Below are 19,610 nucleotides of genomic sequence, written 5' to 3' on the forward strand. Positions count from 1 at the left end.
CCCACCGCACCTCACCGCACCTCACCGCACCTCACCGCACCTCACCGCACCTCACCGCACCTCACCGCACCTCACCGCACCTCACCGCACCTCACCGGACCTCACCGGACCTCACCGGACCTCACCGGACCTCACCCCACCGCTGGCACGTACCCCACCGCACCGCTCCCGCACCTCACACCGCCGCTGGCACGCACCCCACCCCACCGCTCCCGCATGCCCAGTCGTCCCTACGCCTCCGGGACCTGCACCTGGGTCGCGCCCCCTACGCTCGGGAGAAAGCACCCAGCCCGGTCACCACCTCACGCGCTAGAACGCGCGCCTACATCCGGGTCGCACCGCCTATCAGGACAGCCCGCCACCCAAGCCCGCCACGCTTGAGGCCTGCCCAGACCCGCCATTGCGCATCCGCCGACAGCCCACCGCGCCAGGTCCCCGGTCGCAGCCCGGACTCGCCACCGCGGCACCCTCCAGGCAGCGTGCCGCACCCAGCCCACCGTCACAGCCCGGACCGCCACCCACTCACCAGGCGGCGTGTCGACCGCGGGTTTGCTGCCATATCCCAGCCCAGCATCGCCACGCCTCGGGCAGCGTGCCGCGCCCACCATCACACCCCCGGGCAGCGTGCCGCGCCGACCATCACACCCGACGCCGTGCACCCCACAGCCGGCGGGCCGCGCCCGGCCCCCAACTCCGTGCGCGACGGACCCCCGAACGACGGACCCCCGAACGACGGAGCCCCGAACGACGGAGCCCCGAACGACGAGCCCCCTGGCGGCCGGCTAGAGCACGGGTGGGTCGAAGTCGAAGTCCAAGCGGTTGCCCTGGCGGGACACCAGCACGTCGGGGTGGTTGGACCCGAGCACCCGGTCGTAGCGATCCAGCACGTCCTCGCGCAGCGCCCCCGCCTCCTCCGCCGCACCCGTCGCGAACAGGTCGACGACGAGGTTGGCCGCGGCGGCCAGCGTGACCGGGTGGTCGTCGCCGAACAGGGCCCGCAGGTCCTGCAGCGTCTGCTCCCCGAGCACCCGCGCCTCCTCGTGCAGCCCCACCTCGGCCAGGTCGCTGGCGAGGTTGATGGCGCAGGTCAGGGAGAAGTAGTGCTTGCGCGTGAGCCGCCGGTCGAAGCCGGCCAGCGCCGCCTCGTCGATCGCCCGCGCCTGATCCTTGTCTCCGTTCACCCGCAGCAGCAGGGCGAAGTTGCTGTCGCAGCCGTACTTGAACGGGTGGTCGTCGCCGTACATGCTGGCGAATCTGGAGACGATGTCCCGCAGCAGCCGCAGCGAGTCGTCCACCTGGTCGGCGGCCCGCTGGGCGTTGGCCAGGCAGAGGGCGGCGGCGAGCGTGTCGGGGTGATCGATGCTGGTGCCGCGTTTCTGCACCTCGAAGGTGCGTTCGGCGAGTTCGAGCGCCTCTTCGATGAGGCCGGCCCGGCGTTTGGCGATCGACAGGTCCTTGGCGCTGCGCATGGTCCAGGGGTGCTCCTGGCCCAGCTCCTGGAGGCCGAAGTCGTAGGCGTCCTGGCCGAGATCGCACGCCTCGCGGTAGCGGCCCTGGAGGCGCACAACGCGGGCGAGGTTGTTCATCGAGGAGAGCACGTTGGCGCGGCTCGCGCCCGATCCGGCCTGTCGCTGGAGCTTGAGCACGCGGGCGTGCAGGGACTGCGCGGTCTCGTAGTCGCCGAGCAGCAGGTGGTCGAGGGCGAGGTTGTTCATGGCGCGGAGGGTGCGGCGGTGCGACCGGCCGAAGACCGCCTCGTGCCTGCTCAGCGAGTCTTGGTCGTGCTCCCGCGCCTCCGCGAACTCGCCGCGGAAGCGCAGGTCGGCGCCGTGGCTGTTGGTGAGCAGCAGGGTCTCCTCGTCGCCCTCGCCCAGCACGCGCCGCATCCGTTCCATGAGGGCCTTGTTCAGCTCGAACGAATCGTCGATGTTGCCCAGCTCGCGGATGACGATCGCGTAGTGGCGCTGGGCGGTGAGCACGTGCCGGTCGTCCTCGCCGCTGTCCTCCCGCCAGGCCTCCAGGAACTCCTGCACCAGCTCGCGGGCCGAGGTGAAGTCACCCGAGATGTAGACGTAGCGGATGATGTTGAGCGCGAACTTGCGGACGTTGGGGTCGCGGCTGCCTTTGACGTCGGCCGTGGTGATGTGGCCGAGGAGGTTGGCGTAGCGGGGCCAGGCCGTGGTGTCGTCGGGCTCGTAGTCGGCCACCGAGGCCGACAGCAGGAGGTGGACCTCGCGGCGGAACGCGTCGGCGTCATCCTCGTCGAGCTCGTCCCGCAGCAGCGCCTGGACCAGCCGGTGCACCTGGACCGTACGGCTCTCCGAGTCGATCCGCACCAGGGCGTACCTGCCCAGCTCCCGGATGACCTGGCTGAGCTGGATCGGGTCGGCCAGCAGGCCGGCGATCTTGGATCCGGCGGCGTACTGCTCGGGCAGCTCGTCCAGCAGGTCGCGCGGGATCGGCTCGGGCCCGAAGAACGCGAAGCAGCGCAGCAGCTCGACCGCCTCGGGCAGCCTCGCCTTGAGCTGCGACACCGAGGTGGCCCACGCGGCCGTCATCGACAGCGGGTAGTCGGACGGCTTGTTGGCGCCCAGGAGCCGGGTGGTCTGCTTCTTCAGCAGCCGCAGATATTCCTCGGCCGACATCCCCGACTCGGCCTGCAGCGCGCCCGCCTGCTCCAGGGCCAGCGGCAGGTCGCCCAGCGCCTCGGCCAGCCGGTCGGCCTGCTCCCTGCCGAGCGCCTGGCCCACGCGCTTGACCAGGAACGCGACGCTCTCCTCGCGCTCGAACACGTCCACGGGCAGGGTGTCGACCACGCCCTGCCAGCTGTGGTTGCGGGAGGTGATCAGCACGTGGCCGGGGCCGCGCGGGACGATGTCGTTGATCTCCAGGTTTTCGGCGTTGTCGAAGATCAGCAGCCAGTTCCGGTACGGCTCGCCGCGACGCAGCGCGTCCAGCGCCGCCTCCGCCGCGTCCTCGACGCTGTGGGGACCGACCTTGAGATGCAGCTCGCGGGCCAACCCGGCCAGCGACGACTTCACCAGCATCGTCTGTGCCGACGGCACCCACCACACCAGGTCGTACGCGTGCCTGAAGCGGTGGGCGTACTCGATCGCGAGCTGCGACTTGCCCACTCCGCCGAGTCCTTGCAGAGCGTGAGGCGCGGGTTGAGACTGGTCCTGTGCCTGGGGGAGGACGGCGGTGACCTTGGACTGAAGCCCCGTGCGCAGCTTCTCGATGAGGTCGTCCCGACCCGTGAAGTTCTTGTTCCGCTGGGGTACTTTCCCCCATACGGACGGAGCATGGCCAGAATCGTGGTGCGAGCTCGAATTTGTCACGATATCGCCTCGAGTCGGCCGGTCGTCACATCAGCTGAGACAAGCATAGACAGCATATTGAAGCCAGAGATAGACAGGATCCGCTAGATCCATCAGGTCCAGGGAGAGCTATGAACAAGGAAGCAGTGCCGGGGTACGGTGGTGGGCTCATTGACGTCAGTGGGCGCACCCTGGAGGAGCTGAAAGACCTCGACGACTCCCGGCTGAAGGACGCCATAGACCGCCTTCTCGACGAGACCGGCGTGACACCCGTGGCCAAATTCCAGTCTTCCATCTGAGCCGGCCCGCGGGTCGGCCGCCACGCCTGACCTGCGGGCAGACACTTCCCCCACATTTAGGCCGGCCCGAAAACAATCACATATTTCCATCCGTCCCAGGTCATATACTCCTCAGCACAAGAATGGTCCTGCCGGTGGGGTGGCGCGTGAACGAAGCGGACTGGGTGCGATTGGTCAGACAGCTCCGCAGAGGCGACTGCACCCCGCTTCTCGGGGCGGGCGCCTGCTATGGGCGACTTCCGACCGGCAAGGAGCTCAGCAAGCACTTCGCGAAGGAGTACGGCTTTCCGTTCACCGACAACGGAAATCTCGCCCATGTGATGCAGTACGCGGCTCACGTGCATAACGATCCCACTGATCTCAAAGTGGAAGTCTGCACTTACCTGAAACAACGCGCGGCGGCTGCCAACGACCCGCTCGACCCGCACACGGTGCTGGCCGAGTTCCCGATCAAGACCTTTCTCACCACCAACTACGACGACTTCATGCTCCAGGCTTTACAGCACTGCCGCAAAGGTCCGCGCACCCCGAATGTCTGCAGGTCGACGTGGTGGGAGCCGACGAAGCGCGCCGTCGTGCCCGACCCCGACCCCGACCACCCGCTGATCTATCACCTGCACGGGAACTGGGACGACCCGGCCTCCATCGTGCTGACCGAGAACGATTATGTGCAGTATCTCCTCAACCTGCGCGACGTCGACGACGCGAACGGCCGTCAACTGCTCCCGATCCCCGATCCGGTGCTCGACGCCATGACCTCCAGCCCGCTGCTCTTCCTCGGCTACAGCCTCCAGGACTGGAACTTCCGGGTGCTCTTCCACGGGCTGATCAAATCCATTCCCTCCACCCGCCAGCGCACGCATATCAGCGTGCAACTCCTGCCGGACCTGAACACCTCGCTGACCGACGCGGAGAATCTGGCGAGTGATTTCCTGAGGAGCTATTACGCCGACCTGAAGATCTCGATCTACGTCGGCACCACGTCCGCGTTCTTCAAGGAACTGCTCGACTGGAATGCGAGGACGCCGCTATGACCGTGACCGATCCCGCCGGTCGGCCGTACGTCGGGTTGCGGCCCTTCGGCCGCGCCGACAGCGACCTGTTCCACGGGAGGGAGCAGGAGTCACGGGAGATCGCCACGCTCTGGCGGGCGGCCGGGCTGACCGTGCTCTACGGCGCCTCCGGCGTGGGCAAGACCTCGCTGCTCAATGCGGGCGTGCTGCCCAGGATCGACCCGGAGCGGGCCGACGTGCTGCCCGTCGCCAGGATGGCGCCGCACGCCCCGCTCCCGATCGCGGGCGGCAACCCGTACGTCATGGCGCTGTTGTCGGCCTGGGCGCCGGACGCCACGCCCGGCTCGCTGGCGGGCATGACCATCACGCGGTTCCTGGCCGAGCGCCCCCGGCGCGAGGACGAGTACGGCGACCCGCTGCCCGTCCTGGCCGCCATCGACCAGGCGGAGACCATGTTCCACAGCGACCTGGCCCGCCAGCGCGACCGCAAGGAGTTCGTCGACCAGCTCGTACGGGCCATGCGCGACCACCCGAGCCTCCACCTGCTGCTGTCGCTCCGCGAGGAGTACCTGTTTCTCGTCCTGCCTTACGAGCGCCCGTTCGGCCAGGGCTCGCGCGCCCGCTTCCACCTGCAGCCGCTCTCCCCCGAGGCGGCGCGGCAGGCCGTGGAGCGGCCGCTGGACCGCACCGCCAGGACCATCACCGGGGCCGCCACCCGGCTCCTGGTCGGCGAGCTGCGCTCGGCGACCGTCAAGGACGCGTGGGGCAACCTGTCCACCGTCGAGCTGGACCTGGTGGAGCCCGTCCAGCTCCAGGTGGTCTGCTCCGCGCTGTGGGACTCGCTGCCCGTCGAGGTGACGGAGATCGGCGAGGAGCACGTGCGGGTGTACGCCGTGGTGGAGGAGTTCCTGTTCGACTTCTTCAAGCGGGCGGTCGGGGAGGTGGCGCGCGAGTTCGGCATCCCCGTCGGGGAGCTCCTGCTCTGGCTGCGCCGTACGTTCATCACCGACCACGGCACCCGCAACATCGCGTACGAGGGCATCGAGCAGACCATGGGCGTGCCCAACGCCGTGGCCCGCGCCCTTGAGGACCGGCACATCCTGCGCGGCGAGCATCGCATGGGCAGCCGCTGGTACGAACTGGCCCACGACCGGCTCATCGGCCCGGTCTCGCACCGCGGCTCGCCCTCGACCTACCTGGAGGCGGCCCGCGAGGCCCAGTCCCAGCGCAACTGGCCGCTCGCCGCCCGCCTCGCCGACGAGGCCAGGCACGCGGCCGAGCCCGACGACTCCTGGGTGCGTGCCGAGGTCGCCGAGATCCACGCCGACGCGGCGCTCGCGCAGGGCGACGTCAAGGAGGTGCGCCGCTACTGCGAGGAGGCGGTGAGCCTGTACGCCGAACGCGGACGCTTCGACGGCGTCGCCCGCGCGCTCACCATCGACGGCCGCTGGCACCTGGCACACGGGGATCTCACCAAAGCCATCGAGCAGATCAACGCGGCAGTGACCCTCGCACCTAATGACATATCCGCACAAATGGCACTGGCGGAGGCCTTTCACCGCTCGGGCACTCCGCGAGCCGCCGCGGCCGTACTTCACGGTATCTTTCCCCTGCTCACGGACGAGGCGCTCGACAGGGCGAACGAGATGCTTCGACTATCGGAATGACGTCATATGCTGGGCACCTCGCAAGTCTCAATGTGGAGGCTGATCCGCGGTGTCAGAGTGGCCAGCGACATTGGACGTCGACGCGCTGCTGGCCCGCGGCTGGCGGCCGACGCCGTTCCGGCAGTTCATCCTGAAAGTACATAGCAGATGTGATTTGGCATGCACATATTGCTACATGTACGAAATGGCGGATCAAAGCTGGAGATTTCGCCCAAAACGTATGTCACGGGAAACGGTCGAGGCCACCGCGGGCAGGATCGCCGAGCACGTCAAGGCCCACGATCTCGACGGCGTCGACGTGATCCTGCACGGCGGGGAGCCGCTCCTGGCCGGTCACGACGAGATCCGCGACCTCGTGGGCGTCGTCAGGTCCGCCGTGCCGGTCCGCGTCGACGTGAGCGTGCAGACCAACGCGACGCTCCTCGACCCGCGCTTCCTGCGGCTGTTCGACGAGCTGGAGATCGGCGTCGGGGTCAGCCTCGACGGCGGGCAGGCCGACCACGACCGCTCCCGCCGCACCGCCGACGGCCGCGGCAGCTACCACCGGGTGGCCGCCGCGCTGGAGCTCCTCGCGTCCGAGGATTTCCGCCACCTGTTCCACGGGCTGCTCTGCACGGTCGATCTCCGCAACGACCCCCTCGCCACCTACGCCGCACTCCTGGCCTTCGATCCGCCGGTGATCGACTTCCTCCTCCCCCACGGCAACTGGTCCGAGCCGCCGCCGGGCAGGGTCCCCGGGTCGCCGGACACCCCGTACGCGGCCTGGCTGGCGACCGTCTTCGACCGGTGGTACGCCACCCCGTCCCACCCCACCCGCGTCCGGCTGTTCGACGAGATCATCCACCTGCTCCTCGGCGGGGAGTCGACCACCGAGCAGATCGGACTCTCGCCCGCGGCCATGATCGTGATCGAGACCGACGGCGAGATCGAGCAGTCCGACCTGCTCAAATCCGCCTTCGAGGGCGCCGGGAGCACCGGGCTGCACGTGACCCGCGACTCCTTCGACGACCTCCTGCTGCTCCCCTTCACCGCCGCCCGCCAGATCGCCCGCCTCGACCCCGCGCCGGAGTGCGCCGCGTGCGAGGTGGGCATGATCTGCGGCGGCGGCCTGTTCGCCCACCGCTACAGAGCGGGCAGCGGCTTCCACCACCCCTCGGTCTACTGCGCCGACCTGCTGCGCCTGGTCAAGCACGTGGGCCAGACCGTCCAGGCCGACGTCCGGCGCCGTATCTAAGGATCCCGATGAACCTCACTGACCACCGGATCCCGGCGGACGCGTTCGACGCCCTCGCGAGCGGCGCCGGAGGCGGCGGCGCGGTGCGACGGCTCAAGAGCGCCCAGTACAGCAAGCACCTGCTGCTCATCAGGGGCGTCCTCGGCGTGGCCCGCGAGCTGGGCCACGACTCCTGGGCGCAGACGCGCCGCGCCTACGACCTGCTCGCCACGCTGCAGTCGAGCCATCCGGAGGCGGTCGGCAGGGTCCTGCAGCACCCGTCGGTGGGCGCCTGGGCCCGTCACACGGTCCGCTCCCGGCGCTCGCCGGAGCAGCTGGCCGCCCTGGCCGCCGCGGCGGCCATCCACGCCCGTACGGCGTGCGAGGTGGACGTGCCGGTCATCGCCGGCCGGGCCATGCTGCCGTCGCTGGGGCAGGTCACGTTCCCCAGCGGCGTGACAATGGCCACCGTGCACTGCTGGCCGGAGGGCGCGGAGGTGAGCGCGGGCGACCTGGTGGTCGAGATCCGCGACGACGCCCCCGGCTGGCAGCGGCTGCGCGCCCTCGCGGCCGAGTCCGGCGGCAGGCGCCTGAACGTTCTCATCGACGATCTGGACCCGCACCGGCTACCGGGGGCGAACGATCTTCTCGGCCGGCTCACGGACGCGGAGGCGGCCCGCTGGCAGCGCCTCCTGGACGAGTCCTGGCGGCTCCTGGTGAGCCACCACGAGCCGGTCGCCGAGGAGGTGGCGGCCGGCATCACGGTCCTCACCCCGCTGGCCGCCCCCTCGACGGGCTCGACCAGCGCCTCCTCCCGCGACGCCTACGGCTGCATAGCCCTCTCCGACCCGCCGGACCCCCGTACGCTGGCGGAGACCCTCACCCACGAGGCCCAGCACGCCAAGCTCGCGGCCCTCCTCGACATCGTGCCGCTGACCAAGCCCGACGACGGCTCCCGCTACTACGCGCCCTGGCGCGAGGATCCCAGGCCCGCCGGCGGCCTGCTCCAGGGCGCGTACGCTTACCTGGGCGTGACGGACTTCTGGCGGCGGCAGCGGCGGCACGAGACGGGCGAGGACGAGATCCGCGCGGGCGCCGAGTTCACCCGCTGGCGCGCGGCGGCCCACCTGGTCACCCGCACCCTCCTGAGCAGCGGCCGGCTGACCGAACACGGGGTGACCTTCGTGGACCGGATGGACAGCCGGCTCGACTCCTGGGCCGGCGAGCCGGTGCCCGCCGCGGCGACGGCGCGGGCCGAGGACGCCGCCGCGCGCCACCGGGCCCGCTGGCGCGCCCGCAACGGCGACCTGAACTGACCGGGGCCCAGGGACCGGGCCCAGCAGGCGTCGGCCAGGGGTCACCTGGTTATTGGCACTTCCCCTTCAGCCACGCGCTGAACTGGGACGTGTAGTCGGTGGCCACCCGCTTGGCGCCGCGATCGAGCGCCCCCTGCCATGCGCTCTCGTTCAGCGTCCACGGGGGAGGCGGCTCTTCCCACTTGGTGACCTCCGGCCAGATGGGCCCGCCGCTCAGCACCTGCGCCATGCCCGCGGCGCTCACGCGGCTCCTGAGCTCGGCGGCGATCTCGCTGTTGTGGGAGTACAGGATGATCTCCTGCGACTGGTAGCGCTCCTTGACGGGGTCGAGCACCTCGGCCCAGGCCCGCGACTTGATCGCGGCGTCGGAGCTCATCAGCGACTGCCGGGCCTCCGGCTTGATCTCGACCAGCCCGATCATGCCGGCGGTCTTCATCGCGGTCAGCCACTCACGGAAGGTGTGGACGGTCTCGCCCTGGAACAGGCCGCGGTTGATGGTCCGGCCTTTGAGCGCGGTGTCGCCCGCCGCCCACCAGATGTCGGTGATGTTCTTCTTGGTGCCTGTCAGGCCCCAGGTGGAGGTGTTGTGCCACATGACGGCCTTGGTGCCGTCCTTGGTGAGCTGCAGGTCGGCCTCGACGCCTAAGGCGCCCCAGGACTGGTAGCGGCGGATGGCCGTGGGGTTGTTGGGCTGGCGCACCTGGTCCCGCTCCCAGGCGTTGGCGCCGGTGGGGTAACCGCCGTGCCCGAAGATCTGCGGGCAGGCGGGCAGGGCGGCGGACGGAGAGGTGAGTAACGAGGCAAGCGCTAACGCGACGAGGGGGACTGCCAAGATTCTTACCTTTCGATCTTGTTGTCCCCTCGCACTCTGCCACACGGGCAGCGGAAAAGGTGGAGCTATGGGGATTCGAACCCCAGACCTCCTCCATGCCATGGAGGCGCGCTACCAACTGCGCTATAGCCCCTGGTCACCGCTCCGAGTCCACCCGTTGCGGCGCTCCGAGAGCATATAGCCATCCGCGCCGATTCGCCTAATCGCGGGCGCGGTCGTACGGCCCCCGAGCCGTACGAGCTCGCTACGCCTCGGCCTCCGGCCGGTCGTCACTGCGGACGGGCTCTGGCAGCGTCCCGGCGTTGTGCTCGAGCAACCGCCAGCCCCTGCGCCCCTCCTGCAGCACCGACCACGAACAGTTGCCCAGCCCGCCCAGCGCCGGCCAGAGCGACTCGGGCAGCCCGAGCAGCTCGCAGATGCCCAGCCGCAGCGCGGCCCCGTGGGAGGCCACGACCAGCAGGCCGTCGTCGTCGAGCTTGGCCGCCCAGCGCCGCATGGCGCCGGCCACTCTGGTGGCCACGTCGGTGACGGGCTCTCCACCCGGCGCCTCCCAGGCCACGTATTCGTCGGGCCAGCGCGCCGCGATCTCGTCGCGCGTGAGCCCTTCCCATTCGCCGCCCCCGCGTTCGCGGAAGTCCTTGTCCACGGCCACGTCCAGCCCGACGACCCGCGCGAGCGCCAGCGCCGTGTCGTTGGCCCGCTGAAGGTCGGAGGAGACGATCAGGGTGGGCCTCAGTGAGGCCAGCAACGACGCCGCCCTGGCGGCCTGCGCGATGCCGGTCTCGTCGAGGGGGATGTCGGAGTGTCCCTGAAATCGCTGCTCGACGTTCCACAAGGTCTGCCCGTGGCGCAGGCAGACGATCCTCTTGCTCATGCGGAACGCTCGGATTCGAGATGGGGGAGCCCGCTCACGCGCGCGCCCGCTGGAGGTTGGCCTGCATGACGCTCTCCGGCAGCGAGATGGCCGGGCAGTCCTTCCACAGGCGCTCAAGCGCGTAGAACGTACGGTCTTCCTCGTGCTGGACGTGCACGACGATGTCGATGTAGTCGAGCAGCACCCAGCGGCCCTCGCGCTCGCCCTCTCGGCGCACGGGCTTGGCGTCGGCCTCGGTGCGCAGCCGCTCCTCGATCTCGTCGACGATGGCGCGTACCTGGCGGTCGTTGGTGGCGGAGCAGAGCAGGAAGGCGTCGGTGATGACGAGCTGTTCGCTCACGTCGTATGCGAGGATGTCATCGGCCAGCTTGTCCGCCGCGGCTTCCGCGGCGATGCGCACGAGCTGGACGGATCTGTCGGATGCGGTCACGATGCGGGTCTGTCCTCCTGTGTCGACAGCATGCCTATACGTTGAGGGTACCCTTCCGGGCCGAAACCCCTCACCTACGGCACGGAGGCGTTCACCCTTCCGAGTGATACAGCCCCCGCTTGTTGATGTACTGGACGATGCCGTCCGGCACCAGATACCAAATCGGCTCCCCCTTGGCGACACGTTGCCGGCACTCGGACGACGAGATGGCCAGCGCGGGAATTTCCAGCAACGTCACCCGTCCCTCCGGCAGCCCCGGGTCGTGCAGCGTGTGCCCCGGACGGGTGCAGCCGACGAAATGGGCCAACTCGAACAACTCGTCCGCGTTCTGCCAGTCCAGGATGGCGCCGAGCGCGTCGGCGCCGGTGATGAAGTACAGCTCAACCCCAGGACCGTAAATTTCCGAAATATCGCGCAAAGTATCGATGGTGAACGTCGGCCCCGGGCGATCAACGTCCACCCTGCTCACCGAGAAGCGGGGATTCGACGCGGTCGCGATGACCGTCATCAAATAGCGGTCCTCCGCGGCCGACACCTCGCGCTCGGCCTTCTGGTACGGCCGCCCGGTCGGCACGAACACGACTTCGTCCAGGTCGAAGTGGTGGGCCACTTCGCTGGCGGCCACCAAGTGGCCGTGGTGGATGGGATCAAACGTCCCACCCATCACTCCGACTCGCCGCTTCCCCTGCACGCCAGGCGCATTCATCATGAAACGGACCTTACGCGGACCTTGTACCACAACATGATGGCACCCCCCTTGGTGATGACCGCGCATCACCCTCGTTGCGGACGTAGCATGCCGGGCATGACGACCACCCCGGACCGCAACCGCGTCCAACTGCCCGGCATCTCGTCCCGAGCCTACGAACACCCCGCAGACCGGTCCGCCCTGGTCGCTCTGCGTAAGTTGAGTGGGTTCGACACGGTTCTCAAGCAGATGTCCGGCCTCGTAAGTGAGCGCCGCCTGCGCCTGATGTACCTGGCGTCGGCCGTCCGCGTGAGCGAGACCCAGTTCCGCTCCGTCTACGACATGGGCCGCGACGCCGCCTACACGCTCGACCTGCACCGGATCCCGGAGATCTACATCCAGCAGGATCCGCGGGTCCAGGCCAAGGCCATCGGCTTCGACGACCCGTTCATCGTCGTGACCACCGGTCTGCTCAACCTGATGAACGAGGAGGAGCAGCGCTTCGTCATCGGCCACGAGACCTCGCACATCCTCTCGGGGCACGCGGTCTACCGGACGATGCTCGACATCCTCACCACCCTCGCCGCCCGCGTGGCGTGGATCCCGCTCGGCTACATCGGCCTGCGGGCGATCGTCGCGGGCCTGGAGGAGTGGTACCGCAAGTCGGAGCTGTCCTCCGACCGGGGCGGCCTGCTCGTCGGCCAGGACCCCGAGGCGGCCAAGAGGGCGCTGATGAAGCTCGCCGGCGGCGACTACACCCACGAGATGAACATCGAGGCGTTCCTGGAGCAGTACCAGGAATACGACACCGCGGGCGACCTTCGCGACGGCTTCCTCAAGGTGCTCAACCTGCTCGGCACCACCCACCCGTTCGCGGTCGTGCGCGTGGCCGAGCTGGACAAGTGGCAGCGCAGCGGCGAGTACGAGCGCATCCTGGGCGGGGACTACCCGCGCAGGGAGGACGACGCCAACGCACGGGTGACCGACGAGATCAAGGCCGCGGCCGAGTCCTACCGCGCGTCCTGGTCCCAGTCGCAGGACCCGTTCATCGGCGTCCTGCGCGACGTGGCCGAGGGCGCGGTCAACGCGGGCGAGCGCATCTTCAACCGTTTCTCGCGCCGCGACGGCGGCCAGGGCTGACCGGCCGCACCGCCGTACGCGGCCGATCAGCTTGATCGGCCGCGAAACCCACCGCGATCGGCGACGAGCGGCGGGTTCCGAACCCTGAGGGGCAGCTTCGGCCTGCCTTGGAGAGCGGCAGGTCAGAGCAGGAGAGCGATAGCGCGCACGGCGGCCGCGCACAGGGCGACGAACCCGCCCAGCACGGCCAGTGCGCGCAGCCCCTCCCTCCGCAGGTCAGGCAGCCGATGCCCGATCCGCTCGATCTCGCGCCCGGCGAAACCGCCGCACAACATCCCGAACACCACACCCGCCACCGTCACGGGCGCGGGCTGCTGCCACCAGTCGGAGTCGATCACTCCGCCACCGGTCACCCAGAGCGCGCCACCCGACGCCAGCGCGACCGGCACACCCGGCCACACGGCGGCGGTCGCGGCCGCCCCGACCAGGGCCACCGGGAAGAGCAGCACGCGCAGCGCCACCCGCGTGCCCCGTGAGCTGCGGTTCCTGATCAGCCAGTGGCTCATCCAGAGCGTCCTGGTCAGCACCACGAACACCGTGGTGATGGCGATGGAGGCGATCGGCCAGATCACCGAGGTCACCACGCACGGCACGGCCAGCACGGCCAGCATCAGCAGAGCGCCGTTGCCCGCGGGCAGCGTGGTGGCCGACTCTGTCCTGAGCCCGGCCTTCCTGCGCACCTGAGGCCGGCTCCGGACGGCCGCCGCCGCACGCTGGCGCGGCGCGGTCATCTTGGAGCGCGCGAGAGCGGACTTGCCGTCCGCGCCCGCGCGGGCGCGCGGCGCGGGCACCTCGGCGCGGCTGCGCACCGCGGCACCCTTCCCATCCGTCCCGGTACGGCTCCGAGCCGCGCCGCCCTTGCCGTCGGCGCGAACGGCCGAGCCCTTCGTGTCCGGGTTCGTACGGGAACGAGGCGGAGGAACCTTACTGTCAGTGTTCGCCCGGCTACGCGCGGATTTGTCATCAGGGGCGGCACGGCCTGTCTTGGCCTCCTCCGCAGGCCCGGAGGCGGGCTCCGCTTCGGCCGCGCTGGTGGCTCTGGCCAGCCGCGAGAGCCGATCGGCCAGCAACGCCGCCGTGGGCCGCTTGCCTGGCTCCCTGTTGAGCGCGGCGCGTACCAGCGGCAGCAGCTCCACGGGCACGCCCTTGAGGTCGGCCTGCCCGTTCAGCACCGCGTACATCTGCGCCTCGGCAGTGCCCCGCCCGAACGTCGGCCGCCCCGTCGCCGCGAACGCCACCGTCGCCGCCCACGCGTGCACGTCGGCGGGCGAGTCGACGTGCTCGTCGGCGAAGATCTCCGGCGCGGTGTAGCCGGGCGTGCCGAGGAACGTGCCGGTTATGGTGAGCCGGGTCGCGTCGAGCACCTGCGCGATGCCGAAGTCGATGAGCACGGGCCCCTCGGAGCCCATGATGATGTTGCCCGGCTTGAGATCGCGGTGCACGACCCCGGCCGCGTGGATGATCGCGAGCGCCGCGGCGATGCCCTGGGCCAGGCCCACGAGGTCGGCGACGTCGAGCGCGCCGCTCTGGCGTACGCGGTCGAGGAGCGTGGAGCCCTTGATGTACTCCATGACCAGGTACGGGCGGGCGCAGCTGAGGTCGGCGTCGAGCACCTTGGCCACGTACGGGCTCTCGACCCGGCGCAGCGCCCGGACCTCGCGCTCCAGTCTGACGCGGGAGGTCTCATCCTCGGCCAGGTCGTGCAGGACCTTGAGAGCGACACTCTCGCCCCGGCGGGTGGTCGCGAGGTAGACCTCGCCCATGCCACCCCGGCCAAGCCGCTCGACCAGGCTGTACGGCCCGATTTTGCCGAGCTTGCTCACCGTCCCTCCCCGCCCGGCCCACCCATAAGGGACCTAACCCTAGCGCTGGGACGCCCGTCGACGCTTGAGGCACGCCGAAGGATTATCGGCGAGTGTGATCGGAGAGCATGCTGTCGAGCGCCACCGTGGGCTCCTCCGACAGCTGCCTGCGTCCTTTTCTGCGCCAATGGACGTGTCCGCGGCTCTCTAGCCAGAGCAACAGCCGGTCGGCGCCGATCAGCACGGCCGCCGAGAAGACAAGGGCGACGACAATCTCCATGCCTCTCAGTCAACCTGCGCTCCTCGGCGTCGGTCAGGCCGACACGCCGGTCAACCGGCCACCACCGTGCCCTCTGACGTGCGCAAATGCCCCTCACCGGTATAGACCCACTTGGTGGAGGTGAGCTCGGGCAGCCCCATCGGGCCACGCGCGTGGAGCTTCTGCGTGGAGATGCCGATCTCCGCCCCGAACCCGAACTCCCCGCCGTCGGTGAACCTCGTCGAGGCGTTGACCGCCACGGCCGCCGAGTCGACCAGCGCGACGAACCTGCGCGCCGCCCGCTGCGACCTGGTGACGATGGCGTCTGTGTGGCCGGAGCCGTACTTCCTGATATGGGCCACCGCCTCCTCCAGCGAGCCGACGACCGCGCCGGCGATGTCGAGCGAGAGGTATTCGGCGTAGAAGTCGTCCTCGGTGACGGGCACGACGCCGGAGCCGTACCCGGCGACGCGGTCGTCGCCGTGCACGGTCACGCCCGCCTCGGCGAGCGCCGTCAGCGCCCGCGGCACGAACGCGTCGGCGACACCCTCGTGGACGAGGAACGTCTCGGCCGCGTTGCACACCGACGGCCGCTGCGCCTTGGCGTTGACCAGGATCTGCACGGCCAGGTCGAGGTCGGCCTCGGCGTCCACGTAGACGTGGCAGTTTCCGACGCCGGTCTCGATCACCGGCACCGTGGACTCCTCGACCACCGAGTTGATCAGCGAGGCGCCGCCGCGCGGGATGAGCACGTCGACCAGGCCGCGGGCCCGCATGAGCTCCTTGACCGAGTCGCGGGTCTGCCCCGGCACGAGCTGGACGGCTCCCGCGGGCACCTCTGTGCCCTCCAGCGCGTCCTGCATCACCTTCACCAGGGCCGTGTTGGAGGAGTAGGCGCTGGAGGAGCCCCTGAGCAGCACCGCGTTGCCGCTCTTGAGGCAGAGCGCGGCGGCGTCGACGGTGACGTTGGGGCGGCCCTCGTAGATGATGCCGATGACGCCGAGCGGCACCCTGAGCTGGCGCAGCTCCAGCCCGTTGGGCAGGGTGCCGCCGCGTACGACCTCGCCGACCGGGTCGGGCAGGTCGGCCACCTGGCGCACGGCCTCGGCGATGGCGGCGACCCTGGCCTCGTCGAGCCGCAGCCGGTCGATCATCGCCTCCGACGTGCCCTGCGCCCTGGCCTGCTCGACGTCCTTGGCGTTGGCCTCGACGATCTCCGCCGCGTGCGCGACCAGGGCGTCGGCCACGGCACGCAGCGCCCGGTCCTTCGGCGCCCGCGGCAGCGGGGCCAGCTCGGCGGCGGCCTCTCGCGCCGCCTGGGCGACCCTCAAGAACTCAGTGCTCATGGCTACGCTCCGCTCCGCTGTTCGGGGCTCTCCGAGCCCCTCACGCTCATGGGCCACGCTCTTGGCCTTAGTTGTGGGCTTCCAGTATGACGATGTCGTCACGGTGGATCAGCTCACGTTCGTATTCCGGACCCAGGGCACTGGCCAGTTCCCTCGTGGAGCGGCCGAGCAGCCCCGGGATCTCGACGGCGTCGAAGTTCACCAGGCCGCGGGCCACCACGAGCCCCTGAGGCCCGCACAGGTCCACCGGATCGCCCGCCGCGAACTCACCCTCCACGGACGTCACCCCGGCGGGCAACAGCGACTTGCGCCGCCCCACGATGGCCTCCACCGCCCCCTGGTCGAGGTGGAGGCGGCCGCGCCCGGTGGTGGCGTGCGCCAGCCACAGCAGGCGCGTGCCGGGATGGCGCCCCCCGGGATGGAAATAGGTGCCGACATCCGCCCCGCCGAGCGCCTGGGCGGCGTGCGCGGCCGCGGTCAGCACCACGGGGACGCCCGCCCCCGTGGCGATCCTGGCGGCCTGCACCTTGGTCACCATGCCGCCGGTGCCCACCGCCGCGCCGTTCTTGCCGAGCTCGACGCCGACCAGGTCCTCCGGCCCGCGGATCTCCGACAGGCGCCGGGAGCCGCTGCGGCTCGGCGGGCCGTCGTAGAGGGCGTCCACGTCCGACAGCAGCACGAGCGCGTCCGCGTGGATCAGGTGCGCCACCAGCGCCGCCAGCCGGTCGTTGTCGCCGAAGCGGATCTCGTCGGTGGCCACGGTGTCGTTCTCGTTGACGATGGGCACGATGCCCAGCTCCAGCAGGCGCGCGAGCGTGCGCTGGGCGTTGGCGTGGTGGGCGCGCCGCATCATGTCGTCGGCGGTCAGCAGCACCTGGCCCACGCGCAGGGAGTAGCGGGCGAAGGAGGAGGTGTAGCGGGCGACGAGCACCCCCTGCCCGACGGACGCGGCCGCCTGCTGGGTGGCCAGGTCGCGTGGTCGCGCGGTCAGCCCGAGCGGGCCGAGGCCCGCCGCGATCGCCCCGGAGGAGACCAGGACGATCTGGGTCCCCGTACGGCTCCGCGCCGCCAGCACGTCCACAAGGGCGTCGACCCGATCGACGTCGATCGTGCCCTGGGGGGTGGTGAGCGAGGAGGAGCCGACCTTGACAACGACCTTCGACGCTGAGCTGATCTGTTCCCGCACGTCTGGCAGCCTATCCGAGCCCCGGGAGCCCTTGACCCGCCCGGCGCCGCGGCCGCCCCGCCTTACACGAGGCGGTTGTCGGACCCTCGCGGGCCCTGCCGTACGGACTCGGCGCTGAGCGTGGGCTGCCAGTCGAAGACGTAGCCGCCCTCCATCGGCCCGATGACCACCTCGGCCCCGGCGGTGGCGCCGACCTTGGCCAGCTCCGCCTCGACGCCGAGCCGCTCCAGCCGATCGGCCAGGTAGCCCACGGCCTCGTCGTTGCTGAAGTCGGTCTGCCTGATCCAGCGCTCCGGCTTCTCGCCGGTGATCTGGAACAGGTTGTCGTTGACCCGCCGCACCCGGAACCCGGCGTCGCCGAGCTGCTTGGGCCTGATGACCAGCCTGGTGGGCTCCTCGACCGGCTTCTGGGCCCTGGCCGCGGCGACCCATTCGCCCATCGCGTACGTGAGCTCCCGCAGCCCGTCATGCGTGGCGGCGGAGATCGTGAACACCCGCAGCCCCCGCGCCTCGAACTCGGGCGCGACCAGCTCGGCCAGCTCCCGCGCGTCGGGCACGTCGGCCTTGTTCAGCACGACCAGCCGCGGCCGGTCCTCCAGCTTCCCGTACGCGTGCAGCTCCGCCTCGATCACCTCGTAGTCCGTGATCGGGTCGCGCCCGGGCTCCATGGTGGCGCAGTCGATGACGTGCACGAGCATGTCGCACCGCTCGACGTGCCGCAGGAACTCGTGCCCGAGCCCCTTCCCCTGCGAGGCCCCCGGGATCAGCCCGGGCACGTCGGCGACGGTGAACACGGTCTCCCCCGCGGTCACCACGCCCAAATTGGGGATCAAGGTCGTGAACGGGTAGTCCGCGATCTTGGGCTTGGCCGCGCTCAAGGCGGCGATCAGCGAGGACTTGCCAGCGCTCGGGAACCCGACCAGCGCCACGTCCGCCACGCTCTTGAGCTCCAGCATGACGTCGAGCGCGTCCCCAGGCTCCCCGAGCAGCGCGAACCCGGGCGCCTTCCGCCTGGTCGTGGCGAGGGCGGCGTTCCCCAGCCCGCCGTGCCCGCCCTCGGCGATGACGTACCGCGTGCCGGCGCCCACGAGGTCGACCAGCACCTCACCCGTGGAGGCGTTCTTCACCACAGTGCCGTTGGGCACGGGAAGGATCACGTCCGGCCCGTTGGCCCCGTCCCGGTTGGACCCCTGCCCCTGCTTGCCGTTCTCGGCCTTGCGATGCGGCCGGTGGTGGTATTCGAGCAGCGTCGCCGTATTGGGGTCGACCTCCAGGACGACGTCACCGCCCCGGCCGCCGTTGCCACCGTCGGGGCCGCCGAGCGGCTTGAACTTCTCCCGGTGGATGGAGGCGCACCCGTTCCCCCCGTCACCGGCACCGATATGAAGGACCACCTGGTCCACAAAGTCCGGCACTCTGCACTCCTCCACACACACCGCCCACCGGCGGAAGTCAGCCAAAAGCAAAGGGGTGGATCGACACCGCGATCCACCCCTTTGGCAAGAAAACCCAAGGTCTACGGAGAGGAAGAGCCCTTACTCCGCGACGGGAACGATGCTCACGGCCCGCCGGCCGCGCTTGACACCGAACTGCACGTGCCCGGCCGCCAGCGCGAACAGCGTGTCGTCGCCGCCACGCCCCACGTTGTCGCCGGGGTGGAAGTGGGTGCCACGCTGGCGGACGATGATCTCGCCCGCGTTGACCAGCTGACCACCGAAGCGCTTGACGCCCAGGCGCTGGGCGTTGGAGTCACGGCCGTTCCGGGTGGACGACGCGCCCTTCTTGTGTGCCATCTCTCAAACTCCCGTTCAGGCCTGCTCGATACCGGTGATCTTCACCTGGGTGTACCGCTGGCGGTGACCCTGGCGCTTCTTGTAACCGGTCTTGTTCTTGTACTTGAGGATGCGGATCTTCGGGCCCTTGGTCTCACCGAGGATCTCGGCGCTGACCGTGAACCTGCCCGCCTCCGTGGTCACATCGCCGTCGTTGACGACGAGCACCGTCGGCAGCGAAACCGAAGAGCCGACCTCGCCGGCGACCTTGTCCACCTCGAGGACGTCACCGACGGAGACCTTCTGCTGCCTGCCGCCGCAACGAACGATCGCGTACACCGCGGAACCCTTCTACTGACTCACTGTTGTCTCGTACATCGGCCGCCTCATCGAGAGGCGGCCGCCGAATGCTGCGCCTGTCATTCGGCCTGTCTCAAACCGACGAACCGAGTAAGC

Annotated in this window: 17 protein-coding genes, 1 tRNA gene and 2 pseudogenes; 7 read left to right on the top strand and 13 right to left on the bottom strand. The window is 70.0% G+C overall.

What is annotated here, in order from left to right; all coding sequences use genetic code 11:
• Window positions 1-782 precede the first annotated feature (782 nt).
• Window positions 783-3,338 carry an FxSxx-COOH system tetratricopeptide repeat protein gene (gene fxsT, locus ABZS69_RS21210; protein WP_355374840.1) on the bottom strand — a complete coding sequence of 852 codons (2,556 nt, stop codon included), beginning with the start codon at window positions 3,336-3,338 and terminating at the stop codon, window positions 783-785.
• A 110-nt stretch (window positions 3,339-3,448) separates the two neighbouring features.
• Between fxsT and ABZS69_RS21215 the strand changes: the two genes are divergently transcribed.
• The 5 genes from ABZS69_RS21215 (at window position 3,449) to ABZS69_RS21235 (ending at window position 8,825) form a co-directional block, all read left to right on the top strand.
• Window positions 3,449-3,616, top strand: coding sequence for a hypothetical protein (locus ABZS69_RS21215; protein ID WP_355374843.1), 168 nt, complete (start codon window positions 3,449-3,451; stop codon window positions 3,614-3,616).
• A gap of 146 nt (window positions 3,617-3,762) precedes the next feature.
• Complete coding sequence (locus tag ABZS69_RS21220) at window positions 3,763-4,650, top strand: SIR2 family protein (RefSeq protein ID WP_355374846.1); 888 nt, start codon at window positions 3,763-3,765, stop codon at window positions 4,648-4,650.
• Window positions 4,647-6,296, top strand: coding sequence for a hypothetical protein (locus ABZS69_RS21225; protein WP_355374849.1), 1,650 nt, complete (start codon window positions 4,647-4,649; stop codon window positions 6,294-6,296). Before ABZS69_RS21220 ends, ABZS69_RS21225 begins: the two co-directional genes overlap by 4 nt.
• Before the next feature lie 49 nt (window positions 6,297-6,345).
• Window positions 6,346-7,530, top strand: a complete 1,185-nt coding sequence (locus ABZS69_RS21230) for an FxsB family cyclophane-forming radical SAM/SPASM peptide maturase (protein ID WP_355374852.1) — start codon at window positions 6,346-6,348, stop codon at window positions 7,528-7,530.
• Window positions 7,531-7,538: 8 nt separating this feature from the next.
• Window positions 7,539-8,825 carry an HEXXH motif domain-containing protein gene (locus ABZS69_RS21235; RefSeq protein WP_355374855.1) on the top strand — a complete coding sequence of 429 codons (1,287 nt, stop codon included), beginning with the start codon at window positions 7,539-7,541 and terminating at the stop codon, window positions 8,823-8,825.
• Between the two features lie 49 nt (window positions 8,826-8,874).
• Here ABZS69_RS21235 and ABZS69_RS21240 read toward each other — a convergent pair whose 3' ends face one another.
• The 5 genes from ABZS69_RS21240 to nadD all read right to left on the bottom strand — a co-directional run bounded on the left by ABZS69_RS21240 (window position 8,875) and on the right by nadD (window position 11,670).
• Window positions 8,875-9,657, bottom strand: coding sequence for a glycerophosphodiester phosphodiesterase family protein (locus ABZS69_RS21240; protein WP_355374858.1), 783 nt, complete (start codon window positions 9,655-9,657; stop codon window positions 8,875-8,877).
• A 60-nt stretch (window positions 9,658-9,717) separates the two neighbouring features.
• Window positions 9,718-9,790: transfer RNA gene (locus ABZS69_RS21245), tRNA-Ala, on the bottom strand.
• A 111-nt stretch (window positions 9,791-9,901) separates the two neighbouring features.
• Complete coding sequence (locus tag ABZS69_RS21250; RefSeq protein WP_355374861.1) at window positions 9,902-10,531, bottom strand: histidine phosphatase family protein; 630 nt, start codon at window positions 10,529-10,531, stop codon at window positions 9,902-9,904.
• A 34-nt stretch (window positions 10,532-10,565) separates the two neighbouring features.
• Complete coding sequence (gene rsfS / locus ABZS69_RS21255) at window positions 10,566-10,961, bottom strand: ribosome silencing factor (RefSeq protein ID WP_080046168.1); 396 nt, start codon at window positions 10,959-10,961, stop codon at window positions 10,566-10,568.
• 91 nt (window positions 10,962-11,052) lie between these two features.
• Entirely contained in the window at window positions 11,053-11,670 is a 618-nt protein-coding gene (gene nadD / locus ABZS69_RS21260) for a nicotinate-nucleotide adenylyltransferase (protein WP_355374864.1), read from the bottom strand.
• Window positions 11,671-11,766: 96 nt separating this feature from the next.
• Here nadD and ABZS69_RS21265 point away from each other — a divergent pair, with 96 nt between their 5' ends.
• Window positions 11,767-12,789, top strand: a complete 1,023-nt coding sequence (locus ABZS69_RS21265; protein WP_355374867.1) for a M48 family metallopeptidase — start codon at window positions 11,767-11,769, stop codon at window positions 12,787-12,789.
• 122 nt (window positions 12,790-12,911) lie between these two features.
• Here the strand turns inward: ABZS69_RS21265 and ABZS69_RS21270 are convergent, their stop codons facing one another.
• The 6 genes and pseudogenes from ABZS69_RS21270 to rpmA form a co-directional block, all read right to left on the bottom strand.
• Window positions 12,912-14,612 (bottom strand): protein kinase, encoded by a 1,701-nt coding sequence (locus ABZS69_RS21270; RefSeq protein WP_355374870.1) that lies wholly within the window; start codon window positions 14,610-14,612, stop codon window positions 12,912-12,914.
• Between the two features lie 82 nt (window positions 14,613-14,694).
• Window positions 14,695-14,871 carry a hypothetical protein gene (locus tag ABZS69_RS21275; RefSeq protein WP_355374873.1) on the bottom strand — a complete coding sequence of 59 codons (177 nt, stop codon included), beginning with the start codon at window positions 14,869-14,871 and terminating at the stop codon, window positions 14,695-14,697.
• Window positions 14,872-14,921: 50 nt separating this feature from the next.
• Window positions 14,922-16,196 carry a glutamate-5-semialdehyde dehydrogenase gene (locus tag ABZS69_RS21280; protein WP_355374875.1) on the bottom strand — a complete coding sequence of 425 codons (1,275 nt, stop codon included), beginning with the start codon at window positions 16,194-16,196 and terminating at the stop codon, window positions 14,922-14,924.
• A gap of 67 nt (window positions 16,197-16,263) precedes the next feature.
• Window positions 16,264-17,391, bottom strand: a complete 1,128-nt coding sequence (gene proB, locus ABZS69_RS21285) for a glutamate 5-kinase (RefSeq protein ID WP_355374941.1) — start codon at window positions 17,389-17,391, stop codon at window positions 16,264-16,266.
• Between the two features lie 53 nt (window positions 17,392-17,444).
• Window positions 17,445-18,797, bottom strand: a complete 1,353-nt coding sequence (gene obgE / locus ABZS69_RS21290; protein WP_355374878.1) for a GTPase ObgE — start codon at window positions 18,795-18,797, stop codon at window positions 17,445-17,447.
• Window positions 18,798-18,917: 120 nt separating this feature from the next.
• A pseudogene (rpmA, locus tag ABZS69_RS21295) lies at window positions 18,918-19,163 on the bottom strand (50S ribosomal protein L27); the annotation flags it as partial.
• Here rpmA and ABZS69_RS21300 point away from each other — a divergent pair.
• Window positions 19,147-19,194 (top strand): annotated as a pseudogene (locus tag ABZS69_RS21300) (hypothetical protein); the annotation flags it as partial. The pseudogenes rpmA and ABZS69_RS21300 overlap by 17 nt on opposite strands.
• On the opposite strand, the gene rplU reads toward ABZS69_RS21300, so the two are convergent.
• Complete coding sequence (rplU, locus tag ABZS69_RS21305) at window positions 19,191-19,493, bottom strand: 50S ribosomal protein L21 (protein WP_139635552.1); 303 nt, start codon at window positions 19,491-19,493, stop codon at window positions 19,191-19,193. The pseudogene ABZS69_RS21300 and the gene rplU overlap by 4 nt on opposite strands.
• Window positions 19,494-19,610 lie beyond the last annotated feature (117 nt).

The organism is Nonomuraea sp. NPDC005650, assembly GCF_040605375.1.
Taxonomy (GTDB): Bacteria; Actinomycetota; Actinomycetes; order Streptosporangiales; family Streptosporangiaceae; genus Nonomuraea.

Coding starts and splice junctions, on each gene's coding strand:
- ABZS69_RS21215 (WP_355374843.1), top strand. CDS start 3,449: ATGAACAAGGAAGCAGTGCCGGGGTACGGTGGTGGGCTCATTGACGTC.
- ABZS69_RS21225 (WP_355374849.1), top strand. CDS start 4,647: ATGACCGTGACCGATCCCGCCGGTCGGCCGTACGTCGGGTTGCGGCCC.
- ABZS69_RS21235 (WP_355374855.1), top strand. CDS start 7,539: ATGAACCTCACTGACCACCGGATCCCGGCGGACGCGTTCGACGCCCTC.
- ABZS69_RS21250 (WP_355374861.1), bottom strand. CDS start 10,531: ATGAGCAAGAGGATCGTCTGCCTGCGCCACGGGCAGACCTTGTGGAAC.
- nadD (WP_355374864.1), bottom strand. CDS start 11,670: ATGATGAATGCGCCTGGCGTGCAGGGGAAGCGGCGAGTCGGAGTGATG.
- ABZS69_RS21265 (WP_355374867.1), top strand. CDS start 11,767: ATGACGACCACCCCGGACCGCAACCGCGTCCAACTGCCCGGCATCTCG.
- ABZS69_RS21275 (WP_355374873.1), bottom strand. CDS start 14,871: ATGGAGATTGTCGTCGCCCTTGTCTTCTCGGCGGCCGTGCTGATCGGC.
- ABZS69_RS21280 (WP_355374875.1), bottom strand. CDS start 16,196: ATGAGCACTGAGTTCTTGAGGGTCGCCCAGGCGGCGCGAGAGGCCGCC.